Genomic DNA, 14067 nt, shown 5'->3' with positions numbered 1-14067 from the left:
CTGCGGAGCTCCGCCACGCGCGATCAACGGGTTTTGCCGCCGTTATGGTTTCCGGTTCGTTAACGGTCGGCCAGTAGCATAGTTGGCAGCATTCCTGCCGCCCGGTCCGCCGCCACCGGCTGATCGTCAAGATTCGTCACCTCGTTCATGCATCAAGGCTCGTCCATGCATATCGTCTGCCCCCATTGTATGACATCCTACGCCATCAAGCTCGCGAGCCTTGGGGCCAACGGACGGGCGGTCCGCTGCTCCCGTTGCAAGGAGACCTGGATCGCCCATGCCGAGGATGCCATCGAGGAGGCGTCCGTTCCGGCCATGGCCGCTGCCAGCCGAGCCGACGACCAGTCCGACCTCGCCGAGCAATGGAACTCCTATGGCAACGACGACGACGGCGCCGCGAATGCGCCTGTCGTCGACAGCCCGTCGATCGCCAGCGACTGGCCGGATGAAGAGGTCCGCGAGACCGAGGACGAGTGGTCAGCGGCAGCCCGTCAGGTCGAAGAGGACACCGCCGGCGCGCAGCACCAGTCCTGGTTCCGCGGCCTGTTCCGCCGCCGCGGCGCCCGGGTGAGCCGCCCGGCCCCCTCCTCGGCTCCGCGGAGATCCTATTTTGGCCTGCCGACCGCCTGCACCGCGATGGGCGCGCTGGTGCTGGCCCTTGTGGTCTGGCGCGGCGACGTGGTGCGGCTGCTGCCCCAGACCGCGGCATTCTACAAGATGGTCGGGCTCGAGGTGAATCTGCGGGGCCTGGCCTTCAAGGACATCAAGCTCTCCAGCGAGACCGTGGACGGTAAGCAGGTGCTGGTGATCGAGGGCGTGATCGTCGGGGAGGGCAAGAAGCCGCACGACATCCCGCGGCTGCGCTTTGCCGTGCGCGACGCCCAAGGAGCCGAGATCTACGCCTGGAATACGGTGCTGGAACAAACCGTGCTGCGGCCCGGCGAGCGCGCCTTCTTCCGCTCGCGCCTGGCCTCGCCGCCGCCGGAGGGCCGCAATATCGACGTTCGCTTCTTCAACCGGCGCGACATTGCCGGCGGCAGCGTATAGCCGATCAGGCTATTATTGGAGCATGTTCTTTGCGGGAAACCGCTACGCATTTTTCCGGATCATGCTGGAGGTCCGGCACGGAAGGTTGATCCCAAGGTTGGTCTCATGCCGAAAATCCTGATCGCCGACGACGAGGATTCAATGCGCCAGCTGGTGGCGCGCGCCATCGCCATGGACGGCCACGAGACCGTCACCGCCCAGGACGGCGCCGAGGCGCTGGAAATTCTGATCCGCGAGGACGGCGCTTTCGATCTGTTGCTCACCGACATCCAGATGCCGGTCATGGACGGCATCGCGCTGGCACTCTCCGCCGCCCGCGATTTCCCTGATCTGACCATTTTGCTGATGACCGGCTTTGCCGACCAGCGCGAGCGCGCCTCGAACCTGAATGCGCTGGTGCATGATGTCGTGACCAAGCCTTTCTCGGTCGCCGATATCCGCACGGCGGTCGCCGATGCGCTGGCAGCGAAGAAAGGGTAGCGGCGGCGGCCAAATATTCCCCTGTCATGCCCCGGCTTGACCGGGACATCCAGTGCACCGCGACGGATGTGGCAAGGGCGAGATCTTCAACGCCGGCCTCTGGAATACTGGATCGCCCGGTCAAGGCCGGGGCGACGACACCGAGTGTGGTGTCAAAGAGTGTGACGTCAAAACTCCTTCAGCAGCCGCTCGATATAGTCGAGCTCGATCTGCGGGCGCGAGGGATCGCCGAGACGACGGCGGAGCTCTTCGAGAATGCGGCGGACGCGCTGGGTGTCGATCTCGCCGGGAATCTTGACCGTATAATCGTCGCCATATTCGCGCCCATGCAGCGGACGGCCCAGCGGGTCGGTCTGGTTGCCGCCGCTCTGCTGACGGCCGGCGCGCTGGCCGGGGCCGTCGCCCTGACCGTCACCGTCGCCCTGCTGCATCGCCTCGGCCATCTTCTGCGCACCCTTGCGCATCGCGTCGAGCGCCTTGCCCTGCGAGTCCACGGCGCCGTCGGCATTGCCTTCGCCGAGCTTTGATCCCGCATCGCCCATGGCGCCGTCGGCGGCGTCCAGACTGCCGTCGTCATCGCCCTGGTCGCCGTCCTGATCGCCGTTCTGGCCGGGCTGGCCCTGGTCCCCTTGCTGGCCCTTCTGTCCCTGTTGGCCTTTCTGCCCTTTTTCGCCCTTCTGCGTGAGGCCGCGCTTGGCAAGCTCGTCCTGCAGCTTCTTCAGGCGGTCGCGCAGTCCCTGCTGGTCCTGCTGCAGCTCCGACATGGACTGATCGCCCTGCTGCTTGCCGCGCGAGCGGTCGCGCCGGGAATCCTGGCCCTGCTTGAAGGTCTTGTCGCGCAATTGCTGCTGCTTGCGGATCATGTCGCCGAGCTCGTTGAGCGCCTGCTCCATGTCGCTCTCGCCGGACTGCCCCGGCTGCGCCATCTGCAGGCCCTCCAGCATCTGCTGGAGCTGCTCGAGCAACTGCTTGGCGGCATCCTTGTCGCCGGAGCGCGACAGGCGCTCCATCCGGTCGATCATGTTCTGCAGGTCCTGCTGGCGCAGGACCTTGGTGTTCGGGTCGAGCGGCCGCGCCAGCTGCTGCGGGTCATTGTTGTTGCGGAACTGCTCGGCGAGCTGGCGCATGAAGTCGTTCAGCGCCTGACGCAGGTCCTGCGTCAGCTTCTTGATCTCTTCGTCGCTCGCGCCACGCTCCAGCGCCTGCTTCAGCGCGTCCTGAGCCGCCCGCAACGCCTTCTCGACATCGGAGATCTTGCCGTCCTCGATCGTCACCGCAAGCGCCCACAGGCTCGCCACGACCTCGCGCAGGGCATCATCGGTGCGTGCGGCCTCGAGCTGTCGCGCAACGCTGTGCAGGCCGAGATATTGTCCGGGCTCCGGCGTGAACATCTCGGGCGCGATCATCAGCGCGTCGAGCGCGGCATACACGTCCGAATTCTTGTTGGCGTCGAGCGCGAGAATGCGGCGCTGCTCGATCAGTGCACGGGCCAGCGGCTTGGTGAAGAGCCGTTCGGGCAGGCGCATGTTGAACGGTTCGCTTGTGGCCTCGTTGCCGGCCTCGTCCTTGGCCGTGAGGGTCAGCATGACCTCGGCGCCGGCATAGGGATCCTCGCTGAGATCCTTCACCGACTGTCCGACGCCGTTGCGGGTCCGCGCATTCGGCAGCGCGAGCGGGAAGTGCGGCGGCTGGAATAGCGGACGCGGAGCCGTCCTGGTGTCGCCAGCGCCGGCAGCAGCCTTGTCGCCGGGAGCAGCCTTCGCCCCGCCCTTAGCGTCGTCCTTGGCATCGTCCTTGGCGCCATCCCGGGCATCGATCGACCGCAGGGCAAATTTCGCCTCGGCGCCGGTGACGCCGTAATCGTCCTCGATCTTGTAGGAGAGCTGGAGCGCGCCGCGCGCCTGGCGCTCCGGGTCCTTGGCGAGTGCAATCGTCGGCGCCCGATCCGGCGTTGCCGCAAACGCCCATTGCGGCTGGCCGGAAGGCGCGCGGACATGCGCCGTGCCGTCGCCGGAGATGGCAAAATGCCTTTCGTTGGTCCCCTTGGGGCTGGCTTCGGTGGGGGCAACTTCCTTGAGGCCGCCGGAGACGGCGACATCCAGGTTGCCGCCTGAGGAGCGCACGATCAGGGTCGAACCGGCGGGAACGGCGAGCGGACCGCTGGCGGGCAGGGCCGCAGCTTCCTTGTTGGCGGCCGACAGAATGACCGGAGGCCTGCCGGTGTACAGCGGCGGCGTGACCCAGGCATCGACGCGAACATTGCTCGGCGCCAGCACCCCGTTCCAGTCGAAGGCCGCGCCAAGCCGCATCGCACGCTCGTCGCCGGCGGCGAAGAAGGTCGCAACCAGCATCACCATGACCAGCGCGCGCAACGCCCAGGGGTCGTGAAGCGCGAGCCGCGGGTGCGGCAGACCGGCGCGGATGCGCTTGAGGGACGCCAGCGTACGCTCGCGCTGCGCCTGCCACAGCGCCTGCGCGACCGGGTCTTGCGAGGTCAGTGTGTCCGTGAGCGTAGTGGCCGGGCGGTGACGGATGCCGGAGCCACGGTCGAGGCGGGCGAGCGCTTCCGCACGGCTCGGCCAGCGGAAGCCAAGCAACGGGAACAAGGCGGCGACCGCGACCGCGGCAAAGAGGGCGAGACCGATAGCCCGGGCAATGAACGGCAGTGCCAGCCAGAGACCGGCCCAGGACACCACCAGGAACAGGCCGGCGACGGTCAGAAGCCGCGCCACATTGGGCCAGGCACGCTCCCACGCGATGGCATAAGTAGCCCGATCGAGGGCCTGCGCCAGCTTCAGCCGCGACAGCGCATCACTGCTGCGGATCGGGTCTGACGGGTCGGGGGTGACGCCGTTCAATCAACTCTCCAGGTTGCCCGGTAGAGCAGAGCCTATCACAACGGCAGCACTGAGGCATCCGTTCCTGTACGGGAGAACCCCCTTTTCCCGCATAACACGAGGACGTGACTGGCCCGGTGCAACCCCGTAACTTCCGCGCGCCATCCCTGAGGGAAACGAAGGAAACGCCATGGACAAGAAGATGCACGACAAGGGCCTGGAAGTCCGCAAAGCGGTGCTGGGCGAGGCCTATGTCAACAACGCCCTGAAGAACGTCGACGATTTCAACCGCCCGTTCCAGGAGATGCTCAACGAATATTGCTGGGGCACGGTGTGGGGCCGCGAGGAGCTGCCGCGCAAGACCCGCAGCATGCTCAACATCGCCATGATCGCGATCCTCAACCGCCAGCACGAGTTTCGCGCGCATCTCAAGGGTGCGCTGACCAATGGCGTGACGCGCGAGGAGATCCGCGAGATCCTGATGCAGGTCGCGATCTACGGCGGCATGCCGGCCGCGGTCGACAGCTTCCGGATCGCGCGCGAGGTGTTCGCGGAGATCGACGGGAAGGCGTAGCCAGTTCGGCGCCGCCGTCCCGGACCGACGCGCGCTTGTCCGGGACGATTTCGGAGATGGAACCCGCATCTTCCACAACGACAAAGAAGCAAAAAGGAAACACCATGGACATCGGATTCATCGGGCTCGGAAACATGGGTTTCCCGATGGCGCGGCGGCTGATCGAGGCGGGACACAAGCTCGTCGTGTTCGACACGCGCAAGGACGTCGCAGGCAGGCTCGTGGCGCTGGGCGCGACTGCGGCGGCGTCGCCAAAGGACGTCGCCGATCAGGTCGAGACCGTGATGGCGAGTTTGCCTTCGCTGCAGGCTTCACTCGACGTCGCAACGGGAGCGAACGGCGTGATCGAGGGCAGGCGCGCAAAACGCTTCGTCGATCTCTCCACCGTCGGCTCGACGATGGCAGCGAGGATTCACGGCCTGCTCGCCAAGCGCAACATCGTGCAGGTCGACTGCCCCGTCTCCGGCGGCGTCGGCGGCGCCGAGAAAGGCACGCTGGCGGTGATGGTGTCAGGCCCGAAGGCCGAGTTCGAGCTGCTCAAGCCCGCGCTCGAGGTGATCGGAAAAGTGTTCTTCATCGGCGAGAAGCCCGGCGCGGCCCAGACCATGAAGCTCGCCAACAATTTCCTGTCGGCCACCGCGATCGTGGCGACGTCGGAAGCCGTGGTGATGGGCGTGAAGGCCGGCCTCGATCCCGCCGTGATGATCGACGTCATCAATGCGGGCTCCGGCATGAACACGGCGAGCCGCGACAAGTTTCCGCGCGCGGTGCTGCCGCGCACGTTCGACTTCGGCTTCGCCACGGGGCTGATGGTGAAGGACGTGCGGCTGGCACTGGAGGAGATGAAGCAGCTCGGCCTGTCGATGGAAGTTGCCGATGCGGTCGGGCGGCTATGGGAGACGATCATCAGCGCGGAGGGTGCCGAATCCGACTTCACCGCGGCGATCAAGCCGATCGAGAAGAAGGCCGGAGTCGTCGTCGGCGGACAAAAATAGCGATCACGGGGGTGGGCACGGTTGCCGCTTGATCTGCCTTCCAAATCAAGCGGTTTTATCCGACGGGCAATCGTTCTGCCGACAACCCCGAGCTACTGTGCATGGGGTTGTTTTGCGGGTTTTGAGTGCGCCTTCACAGCCAGGGCGCGGGCCGATCCATTGCAATGAGCTGTTCCACCTCGATGCGCGGGCGCACCACGGCGTATTGATCGCCCTTCACCAGCACCTCGGGCACCAGCGGGCGCGTGTTGTAGGTGCCGGCCTGGACGGCGCCATAGGCGCCCGCGGTCATGATGGCGAGGAGATCGCCGGCCTTCGGCGCCGGCAGCGTGCGGTCCAGCGCGAGATAGTCGCCGGTCTCGCAGACCGGGCCGACGACGTCGGCCGTGATCGTCGCCGCGTCCTTGGCCGGCTGCTTCACCGGCAGGATGTCGTGATAAGCCTCATACAGCGTCGGGCGGATCAGATCGTTCATCGCGGCGTCGATGATCACGAAGTTCTTGCCGTCGCCGTGCTTCACATAGATGACCTTGGCAACCAGGATGCCGGCATTGCCGACGATCATGCGGCCGGGCTCGAACATCAGCGTGCAGCCGAGATTGTGGCTGACGCGCCTGACCATGGCGGCATAGGCGTCGGGCGCCGGCGGCGCCTCACGATCCATCTCATAGGGGATGCCGAGACCGCCGCCGAAATCGACGTGGCTGATGTTGTGGCCGTCGGCGCGCAGCGTCTGGACGAATTCGGCGAGGATGCGGAACGCGGTCTCCATGTTGGAGAGGTCTGTGATCTGGCTGCCGATATGCACATCGGTGCCGGTCACCTCGATACCGGGCAGCCTGGCGGCGCGCACATAGACCTCGCGCGCATGCGCGATCGGGATGCCGAACTTGTTCTCGGACTTGCCGGTCGAAATCTTGGCATGCGTGCCGGCATCGACGTCCGGATTGACGCGGAGCGAGATCCGCGCGGTCTTGCCCATCGCGGTCGCAAGGCGCGAGAGCAATTCGAGCTCGGGCTCGGATTCCACGTTGAGGCAGAGGATGTCGGCGGCAAGCGCGGCGCGCAGCTCCTCTTCCGTCTTGCCGACGCCGGAGAACACGATCTTGCTGGCCGGGAAACCGGCGGCCAGCGCGCGCTTCAATTCACCGCCGGAGACGACGTCGGCGCCGGCGCCGAGCTTGGCCAGCGTGCGCAGCACCGACTGGTTGGAGTTCGCCTTCATGGCGTAGCAGACCAGCGCCTTCTCGCCGGCGAAGGCATCGGCGAAGACGCGGTAGTGCCGCTCCAGCGTCGCGGTCGAATAGCAATAGAACGGCGTGCCGACGGTGGCGGCCAGCTCGGACAGGTTCACCGCCTCGGCGTGCAGCACGCCGTTGCGATAGTCGAAATGGTTCATGGCGCAGGCTCGCTTGTCCCGGCTTATTTCCTGCCGGGAGGTTCGTCCAGGAGCGGGTCGAGAATAAACGGTTTCTTTCGGCCCTTGGCCGCCGCGGGCGCGGCATCCGCGCTGGAGGTAGGGTCGAACAGACTCGGCGTCTTCTGGGCCGCGGTCTCGGTATCGACGGGCGCGGCGCCGGTGGCTGCAGGCGCGCTGGAGGCGGTCGGCGGCAGATCCAGCGGACCCTTGCGGCCACAACCGGCAAGCGCGAGCGCCGTCAGGCTCAAGACAATGATGGCCCACCCCGAGCCGGCCGGGCGAAACTTTGACGTCACGACGAAATCCCCACTACGCGGCGCACCATACAGAGATTGACGCGCTCTGGCGAGAGCCGGATGACCATGAAACATAAGCGAAATTTTGCCCTCAGCCCGATTTTCGCTCTTTTTCCAGCCGCTTCGCCCAGGCCTTGGCCTGGGACGCGACGTTCTTCGGCGCGGTGCCGCCGAAACTGGTGCGGCTCTTCACCGACGATTCGACCGAGAGCACGCCGAACACGTCCTTGGTGATTTTGGGCTCGATCGCCTGCATCTCCTTGAGCGGCAGCTCGTGCAGCGCGACGCCCCCCTCGGCGGCCTTGGCGACGATGCGGCCGGTGACGTGATGAGCCTCGCGGAACGGCATCTTCAGCGTCCGCACCAGCCAGTCGGCGAGGTCGGTCGCGGTGGCGTAGCCCTCGCCCGCCGCCGCTTTCATCTTGGCTTCATCCGGCACGAGGTCGCGGACCATGCCGGTCATGGCGCGGATCGCCAGCGACAGCGCGGCAAAGCCCTCCATGGCACCCTGCTTGTCCTCCTGCATGTCCTTTTGATAGGCGAGCGGCAGGCCCTTCATGACGATCAGCAGGCCGTTGAGGGCGCCGATGACGCGACCGGTCTTGGCGCGCACGAGCTCGGCGGCGTCCGGGTTGCGCTTCTGCGGCATGATCGAGGAGCCGGTGGTGAACTTGTCGCTGAGCCTGACAAGACCGACCAGCGGCGAGGTCCAGATCACGATCTCCTCGGCAAAGCGCGACATGTGCACGGCGCAGATCGAGGCCGCCGACAGCGTCTCCAGCACGAAATCGCGATCGGAGACCGCGTCGAGCGAGTTCGCCATCGGGCGGTCGAACAGGAGCGCCTTGGCGGTGGCGTGGCGGTCGATCGGGAACGAGGTCCCGGCGAGCGCGGCCGCGCCGAGCGGGGATTCGTTCAGCCGCTTGCGCGCATCCTGGAAGCGACCGCGGTCGCGCGCCGCCATCTCGACATAGGCGAGCAAATGGTGGCCGAAGGTGACGGGCTGCGCGGTCTGCAGATGCGTGAAGCCTGGCATCACGGTGCCGGCATGCTCCAGGGCACGCTCGACCAGCGCCCGCTGGAAGGCGGCGAGCGCGGCATCGGTCTCGTCGATGACGTCGCGGACGAACAGGCGGAAATCTGTCGCGACCTGGTCGTTGCGCGAACGCGCGGTATGCAGGCGGCCGGCGGCGGGGCCGATCAGCTCCGACAGGCGGCTCTCGACATTCATATGGATGTCCTCGAGCGCGCGCTTGAACGCAAAGCCGCCCTTGCCGATCTCTGACAAAATCGTGTCTAGACCCTTGCCGATATTTTTCGCATCAGAGGCCGTAATGATGCCCTGCGTGGCCAGCATGGCAGCGTGGGCCTTGGACGCGGCAATGTCCTGGGCGAAGAGGTGACGATCGACGTCGATGGAGACGTTGATCTCTTCCATGATCTCGTCGGGACGTTCCGAGAACCGGCCGCCCCACATCTTGTTGCTCATGATCCCCTGCTCACGCCTTGCCTGTCGCTAGCCACGTTTGCTGGCCTCGGCCAGCCGTATTAAGAGGCCCCTGATAGCCATATCTGCGACCGGATGACAAACGTTATGCTCGACAAGAAGCCCTCCGCCACGCGCCCCATCCCCCTCGTCATCGCCACCGTGGCGATTGGCGGGCTGGCCGGCTTCGCCGCGCTGTACGGGCTCGGCCTGAGCCGGGCTCCGTCAGGCGATCCGACCTGCAAGGCGGCGGTCGCGACGGCGCAGAAGATCGCCCCGCTCGCCCATGGCGAGGTGGCGGCGCTGACCATGGCGAGCGCCCCGCTGAAACTGCCCGACCTCGCCTTCGAGGATTCCGACGGCAAGCCGAAGAAGCTGTCCGACTTCCGCGGCAAGACCCTGCTGGTGAACCTCTGGGCGACCTGGTGCGTGCCCTGCCGGAAAGAGATGCCGGCGCTGGACGAACTCCAGGGGAAGCTGTCGGGCCCGAATTTCGAGGTGGTGGCGATCAATATCGACACCCGCGACCCGGACAAGCCCAAGAGCTTCCTGAAAGAGGCCAACCTGACCCGGCTCGGCTATTTCAGCGATCCGAAAGCCAAGGTGTTCCAGGACCTTAAGGCCATAGGCCGGGCACTCGGCATGCCGACCTCGGTGCTGGTCGACCCGCAGGGCTGCGAGATCGCGACGATCGCGGGGCCGGCGGAATGGGCGTCCGAGGACGCGCTCAAGCTGCTCCGCGCCGCGACCGGCAAGGCCGCCGCATCGCTTTAGGAATTCAGGCGGTGACGTTGAGATTGCCGCCGACGCCGGGGCCGACATTGGCCAGCGAGGGTTGGCCCGCGCCCATCAGCGTCAGGACGGTCGACTTCTCCATGTCCATGTTCTGCTTCGTCAGCGTCGCCGCGATATTCGATTGCAGCGCACCTTGCTGAGCGGCCAGCATGGTGCTGACCATCGCCATCATGTCCATTACGCGAACCCTCTTACCGGCCGTAACCTAGGCGCGAGAGGTTAACGCGACATGAATTGACACGAAGCGGATCAGCGCGTCGGCACCGGCTTGGCGCCCCGGTAGTCGTAGAAACCGCGCTGGGTCTTGCGGCCGAGCCAGCCGGCCTCGACGTATTTCACCAGCAGCGGGCACGGGCGGTACTTGGAGTCCGCCAGCCCCTCGTGCAGCACCTGCATGATGGAGAGGCAGGTATCGAGGCCGATGAAATCGGCGAGTTCGAGCGGACCCATGGGATGGTGAGCCCCGAGCTTCATCGCGGCGTCGATCGCCTCGACATTGCCGACGCCTTCATACAGCGTGTAGATCGCCTCGTTGATCATCGGCAGCAGGATGCGGTTGACGATGAAGGCCGGGAAATCCTCGGAGACCGCGACCTGCTTGCCGAGCTTGCCGACGAATTCCTTGGCGGTCTCGAAGGTGGCGTCGTCGGTGGCGATGCCGCGGATCAGCTCGACCAGCTCCATCAGCGGCACTGGATTCATAAAGTGAATGCCGATGAACCGCTCCGGGCGGTCGGTGGCGGCGGCAAGCCGCGTGATCGAGATCGAGGACGTGTCGGAGGCGACGATCGCCTCCGGCTTCAACACCGCGCAGAGCTCGTGGAAGATCTTGCGCTTGACCTCTTCCTTCTCGACCGCGGTCTCGATGACGAGGTCACAATCGGCGAGATCGTCGAGCTTTTCGGCGAGCGTGATGCGCGCCATCGCCTTGACCTTGTCGTCCTCGGTGACGGCCTTCTTGGAGACCTGGCGCGCCAGATTGCCGTTGATGGTGGCCATGCCCGACTTGAGGCGGTCGGGCGAAACGTCGTTGAGCACCACGTCGAAGCCGGCCAGCGCCGCGACATGCGCGATGCCATTGCCCATCTGACCCGCGCCGATCACGCCGACCTTCTTGATCACTGCCGCCATCATGTCATCCACCGGAACGGCGCGCGACGAGCGCACCCTGCCTATCCCCTTGAGCCGGGAGGTCCGATTTAATCAGAACCTTGGCTCGAAACCTAGATTGGATCGCTTCGAAGGCGCGCCCACGCCAAAGAAAACGCCTCAGAAATGCAACACCGGCCGGAGTGTATACCTCCGGCCGGTGTTTTCGATGCCCTTTTACTTGCCGAGCTTACCGAGTTCGGCCGTCAGCTCCGGAACCGCCTGGTAGAGATCGGCGACCAGGCCGTAATCGGCAACCTGGAAGATCGGCGCGTCCTCGTCCTTGTTGATCGCAACGATCACCTTGGAGTCCTTCATGCCGGCCAGATGCTGGATGGCGCCGGAAATGCCGACCGCAACATAGAGCTCGGGCGCCACGACCTTGCCGGTCTGCCCGACCTGCCAGTCGTTCGGCGCATAGCCCGCATCGACCGCCGCGCGCGAGGCACCGACGCCGGCGCCGAGCTTATCGGCGAGCGGCTCGATGTATTTGGCGAAGTTCTCGCGGCTCTGCATGGCCCGGCCACCGGAGACGATGATCTTGGCCGAGGTCAGCTCGGGACGATCGCTCTTGGCAACCTCCTCGCCGATGAACGACGACAAGCCTGGATCGGCGGTGGCCGCCACGTTCTCGACCGCGGCGCTGCCACCCTCGCCTGCCGCAGCGAAGGTCGAGGTCCGCACCGTAATGACCTTCTTGGCGTCCTTCGACTTCACCGTCTGGATGGCGTTGCCGGCATAGATCGGGCGCTCGAAGGTATCGGGCGCGACCACCTTGATGATCTCGGAGACCTGCATCACGTCGAGCAGAGCGGCGACGCGCGGCATCACGTTCTTGAAGCGCGAGGTCGCCGGTGCGACGATCGCGTCATAGCCGGACGCCAACGAGACGATCAGCGCCGCCAGCGGCTCGGCGAGATCGTGCGCGTAGAGGTCGCCATCGGCGAGCAGCACCTTCTTGACGCCGGCGAGCTTGGCGGCGGCATCCGCCGCGCCCTTGGCGTTCTGGCCGGCGACCAGCACCTCGACATCCGCACCGAGCGCGGCGGCCGCGGTCAGGGCCTTGTTGGTGGCGTCCTTGAGCGACGCATTGTCGTGTTCGGCAATCAGAAGCGTCGTCATCAGAGCACCCCGGCTTCGTTCTTGAGTTTCGACACCAGCTCGGCGACGTCCTTGACCTTGACGCCTGCCTTGCGGCCCGCCGGCTCCGTCGTCTTGAGAACCTCGAGACGCGCGGCGACGTCGACGCCGTAATCGGCGACGGTCTTCTCCGCGATCGGCTTCTTCTTGGCCTTCATGATGTTGGGCAGCGAGGCATAGCGCGGCTCGTTGAGGCGGAGATCGGTGGTGACGATCGCCGGTCCCTTCAGCTTGACGGTCTGGAGGCCGCCGTCGACTTCGCGCGTGACCTTGAAGTCGGCCCCTTCGACCTCGAGCTTCGAAGCGAAGGTCGCCTGCGACCAGCCGAGCAGCGCGGCCAGCATCTGGCCGGTCTGGTTGGAGTCGTCGTCGATCGCCTGCTTGCCGAGGATGATCAGGCCCGGCTGCTCTTCGTCGGCAACCTTCTTCAGGATCTTGGCGACGGCGAGCGGCTCGACGGCGCCTTCGGCCTTCACCAGGATGCCGCGGTCGGCGCCCATGGCGAGGCCGGTGCGGATCGTCTCCGATGCCTGCGCAGGTCCGATAGAGACCACCACAACCTCGGTGGCCTTGCCGCCTTCCTTCAGGCGCAGCGCTTCCTCGACTGCGATTTCGTCGAACGGGTTCATGGACATCTTGACGTTGGCGAGTTCAACGCCCGATCCATCGCCCTTGACGCGGACCTTGACGTTGTAATCGACCACCCGCTTTACCGGCACTAAGACCTTCATCGATCCTCTTTCACTCAATCTGGGAGGGGGGTTATCAACTGGCGCGGAACCTAAAGGCCCGATCTGCCCCGGTCAACGCGCGAACGGGTCTAATTTTGGCCTTCTGAAATGCGGGAGCGCGATGGGTCAGCGGTTCTGGCCGGGAACCCAAAGCACGTCGCCGGCGCCATTGCCGTTAGCCGTCCGGCTCGCCACGAACAGGAAGTCGGACAGGCGATTCATATACTGGATGCCAGCCGCGCTGACCGGCTCGCCGGGCCGGGCCGCCAGTTCCACGATCACGCGTTCCGCCCTGCGGCATATCGTGCGCGCCACATGCAGATGGGCTGCGGCCGGCGTGCCGCCGGGAAGCACGAAGGAGGTCAGCGGCGCAAGTTCGTCGTTGAGCGTGTCGATATCGCGCTCGAGCCGCTCGACCTGGCTCGTCACCACCCGCAGCCGCTCAGCCTTGCCCTCCCGTTCGGGCACGGCGAGATCGGCGCCGAGATCGAACAGATCATTCTGGATGCGGCCGAGCATCGCATCGAGTTCGGGCAGGTCTTGCGTGTGGAGCCGGACGACGCCGATCGCGGCGTTGGTCTCGTCGACGGTGCCGTAGGCTTCGATGCGCAGATCGTATTTCGGACGCCGCTCGCCGGTTCCGAGCGCCGTCGTGCCGTCGTCACCGGTCTTGGTGTAGATACGGTTCAACGTGACCATTTAGCGCCCCATCGCCCAGACCGCGAGCATCGCGATGACGATCGCCACGAACTGAAGCAGCACGCGCCAGCGCATCAGCTTCTGCGAGGTGTTGGGCGAGCCGCCGCGCATCATGTTGATGAGCCCGAGCAGCAGCACCAGCGCCACGGCGCCGGCGGCCGCCGGCAGGATGAAAGTACTCAGGAGAGATGCCATTTGAGGGTAGATAACACCGTGGGCGTCGGTCCGCCATCTCTCCAGTTCGTCATTCCGGGCCGATGCGGCGGGACCGACCGAAGCGAGGCCGGCACGTCGAGCCATCGCGCCACTTGCGCTGCGACTAGATGGATTCCGGGCTCGCGCTTCGCGCGCCCCGGAATGACGGCGGAGCGCTTCGCGATCTGGCTTTTGAGCCAAGAATGTCAGAAGCTGCCTGAAT

Annotated in this window: 15 protein-coding genes; 5 read left to right on the top strand and 10 right to left on the bottom strand. The window is 65.7% G+C overall.

Features of this window, described 5'->3' with window-relative positions:
• Nucleotides 1-165 precede the first annotated feature (165 nt).
• On the top strand, nt 166-1047 hold the full coding sequence (locus XH96_RS04995; protein WP_194391318.1) for an MJ0042-type zinc finger domain-containing protein: 882 nt from the start codon (nt 166-168) through the stop codon (nt 1045-1047).
• Between the two features lie 105 nt (nt 1048-1152).
• Nucleotides 1153-1527 carry a response regulator gene (locus tag XH96_RS04990; protein WP_028178895.1) on the top strand — a complete coding sequence of 125 codons (375 nt, stop codon included), beginning with the start codon at nt 1153-1155 and terminating at the stop codon, nt 1525-1527.
• 167 nt (nt 1528-1694) lie between these two features.
• On the opposite strand, the gene XH96_RS04985 is transcribed toward XH96_RS04990, so the two are convergent.
• Nucleotides 1695-4385 (bottom strand): TIGR02302 family protein, encoded by a 2691-nt coding sequence (locus XH96_RS04985; RefSeq protein ID WP_194391317.1) that lies wholly within the window; start codon nt 4383-4385, stop codon nt 1695-1697.
• Nucleotides 4386-4554: 169 nt separating this feature from the next.
• Between XH96_RS04985 and XH96_RS04980 the strand changes: the two genes are divergently transcribed.
• Nucleotides 4555-4938 (top strand): carboxymuconolactone decarboxylase family protein, encoded by a 384-nt coding sequence (locus tag XH96_RS04980; protein WP_028134137.1) that lies wholly within the window; start codon nt 4555-4557, stop codon nt 4936-4938.
• A gap of 104 nt (nt 4939-5042) precedes the next feature.
• Nucleotides 5043-5933, top strand: coding sequence for an NAD(P)-dependent oxidoreductase (locus XH96_RS04975; RefSeq protein WP_131868974.1), 891 nt, complete (start codon nt 5043-5045; stop codon nt 5931-5933).
• Nucleotides 5934-6066: 133 nt separating this feature from the next.
• On the opposite strand, the gene lysA is transcribed toward XH96_RS04975, so the two are convergent.
• From lysA to argH, 3 genes are all read right to left on the bottom strand, one after another.
• Nucleotides 6067-7332 (bottom strand): diaminopimelate decarboxylase, encoded by a 1266-nt coding sequence (gene lysA, locus XH96_RS04970; RefSeq protein WP_194391316.1) that lies wholly within the window; start codon nt 7330-7332, stop codon nt 6067-6069.
• 23 nt (nt 7333-7355) lie between these two features.
• Nucleotides 7356-7649 (bottom strand): lipoprotein, encoded by a 294-nt coding sequence (locus XH96_RS04965; protein ID WP_194391315.1) that lies wholly within the window; start codon nt 7647-7649, stop codon nt 7356-7358.
• A 91-nt stretch (nt 7650-7740) separates the two neighbouring features.
• A complete protein-coding gene (argH, locus tag XH96_RS04960; RefSeq protein ID WP_194391314.1) occupies nt 7741-9138 on the bottom strand; it encodes an argininosuccinate lyase in 1398 nt (465 codons plus the stop codon).
• Between the two features lie 105 nt (nt 9139-9243).
• Between argH and XH96_RS04955 the strand changes: the two genes are divergently transcribed.
• Nucleotides 9244-9909, top strand: coding sequence for a TlpA disulfide reductase family protein (locus XH96_RS04955; protein WP_194394038.1), 666 nt, complete (start codon nt 9244-9246; stop codon nt 9907-9909).
• A gap of 4 nt (nt 9910-9913) precedes the next feature.
• Here XH96_RS04955 and XH96_RS04950 read toward each other — a convergent pair whose 3' ends face one another.
• The 6 genes from XH96_RS04950 to XH96_RS04925 all read right to left on the bottom strand — a co-directional run bounded on the left by XH96_RS04950 (nt 9914) and on the right by XH96_RS04925 (nt 13844).
• Nucleotides 9914-10108 (bottom strand): hypothetical protein, encoded by a 195-nt coding sequence (locus tag XH96_RS04950; RefSeq protein WP_028182113.1) that lies wholly within the window; start codon nt 10106-10108, stop codon nt 9914-9916.
• 71 nt (nt 10109-10179) lie between these two features.
• The gene (locus XH96_RS04945; protein ID WP_194394037.1) at nt 10180-11061 is read right to left on the bottom strand and encodes a 3-hydroxybutyryl-CoA dehydrogenase; all 882 of its coding nucleotides are present in this window, start codon (nt 11059-11061) and stop codon (nt 10180-10182) included.
• Between the two features lie 195 nt (nt 11062-11256).
• Nucleotides 11257-12201, bottom strand: coding sequence for an electron transfer flavoprotein subunit alpha/FixB family protein (locus XH96_RS04940; protein ID WP_194391313.1), 945 nt, complete (start codon nt 12199-12201; stop codon nt 11257-11259).
• Nucleotides 12201-12950 carry an electron transfer flavoprotein subunit beta/FixA family protein gene (locus XH96_RS04935; protein WP_061877868.1) on the bottom strand — a complete coding sequence of 250 codons (750 nt, stop codon included), beginning with the start codon at nt 12948-12950 and terminating at the stop codon, nt 12201-12203. The genes XH96_RS04940 and XH96_RS04935 overlap by 1 nt, the downstream gene beginning before the upstream one ends.
• Before the next feature lie 126 nt (nt 12951-13076).
• Complete coding sequence (locus XH96_RS04930) at nt 13077-13649, bottom strand: cob(I)yrinic acid a,c-diamide adenosyltransferase (RefSeq protein ID WP_194391312.1); 573 nt, start codon at nt 13647-13649, stop codon at nt 13077-13079.
• The gene (locus XH96_RS04925) at nt 13650-13844 is read right to left on the bottom strand and encodes a twin transmembrane helix small protein (protein ID WP_194391311.1); all 195 of its coding nucleotides are present in this window, start codon (nt 13842-13844) and stop codon (nt 13650-13652) included.
• Between the last annotated feature and the right edge of the window lie 223 nt (nt 13845-14067).

Origin of the sequence: Bradyrhizobium sp. CCBAU 51765 (assembly GCF_015291725.1) — a bacterium.
GTDB lineage: Bacteria > Pseudomonadota > Alphaproteobacteria > Rhizobiales > Xanthobacteraceae > Bradyrhizobium > Bradyrhizobium liaoningense.
The sequence above is the reverse complement of the archived record's forward strand: the minus strand, read 5'-3'. Positions and strand labels throughout refer to the sequence as shown.